Here is a 1,319-nt window from a genome sequence, read left to right on the forward strand (position 1 = left end):
GGCCTGCCGCCCCACACCTTTGTCGTCGCCGGGTTTTCACTCAGTGAAAGCCTGTCCACCCCGTTTAAGCTGACCGTCAGCTTAGCCAGTGCCGACCCGGCCATTGATTTCGCCGCGGTCCTCGATAACCGCGCCACCCTCGCCATCCTGCGCGCCGGGAAAATCGAGCGCACCGTCACCGGCATGGTCGCCAGCTTTGTTCAGGGCAACACCGGGAAACATCAGACCCGCTATGAGATGACCCTCCGCCCCGATATGTGGCGCACCACCCTGCGCCAGAATTCACGGATTTTTCAGCAGCAGGATATCAAAACCATGCTCACCACCCTGCTCAAAGAAAGCGGCGTCCGCGATGTGGCGTTCCGGCTGCGCCATCCGCACCCGGAACGGGAATTCTGCGTCCAGTACCGGGAAACCGACTTTGACTTCCTGCAACGGCTGGCCGCCGAAGAAGGCCTGTTTTACTTCTTTGAATTCACCGGCAACAAGAACACCCTGGTGTTCGCCGACGTGGCGGGCGCCCTCGCCAAAGGCCCGGTCTTGCCCTATCACCCGGGCGAGGCGTCCCAGGCACAGCAGTTGTGCGTCACCGCGCTGACCCGGCAGGCTCAGGTTCGGCCGGCCACCGTGGAACTGAAGGATTACACCTTCAAAAACCCGGTCTGGGCCGCCGAGTTCCGCCACCATATGCGGGAACACCCTCTCCAGCACACCGGCTATGAACACTTCGATTTTCCCGGCCGTTTCAAAGACGAGCAGCACGGTGCCGATTTCACCCGCTACCGGCTGGAAGCCCTGCGCAATGACGCCCTGACCGGCCACGGGGACAGTAACCACGCCGCGATGCTGCCGGGGGTCCTGTTCACCCTCACCGACCACCCCCGCGATGACCTTAATCAGCTCTGGCAGCTGGTCAGCGTCGCCCACAACGGCAGCCAGCCGCAGGCGCTGGAACAGGCCGGCGGCGAGTCAGGCACCGTCATGAGCAACCAGTTCACCTTTATCCCGGCGCATCAACACTGGCGTCCGAGGCCGGGGCGCAAACCGGTGATGGACGGCCCGCAGATTGCCAAAGTCGTCGGCCCGGCCGGGGAAGAAATCTTCTGCGACCCGTACGGGCGTATCCGGCTGCAATTTCTGTGGGACCGGTACGGCCAGAGTGACGACCACAGCTCCTGCTGGATACGGGTGACGCAACCGTGGGCCGGCCAGGGCTGGGGCATGCTGGCTATCCCGCGTATCGGTCAGGAGGTGGTGGTGGACTTTCTCGACGGCGACCCGGACCAGCCGATTGTCACCGGCCGCACCTATCACGCCAG

At 63.6% G+C, this 1,319-nt stretch carries 1 protein-coding gene; it reads left to right on the forward strand.

The window, feature by feature from the left end:
- On the forward strand, positions 1-1,319 hold a 1,319-nt coding region (gene tssI / locus LGZ99_RS24420), incomplete at both ends, for a type VI secretion system tip protein TssI/VgrG (RefSeq protein ID WP_262979845.1).

This window comes from Photorhabdus temperata, assembly GCF_025384845.1.
Taxonomy (GTDB): Bacteria; Pseudomonadota; Gammaproteobacteria; order Enterobacterales; family Enterobacteriaceae; genus Photorhabdus; species Photorhabdus temperata.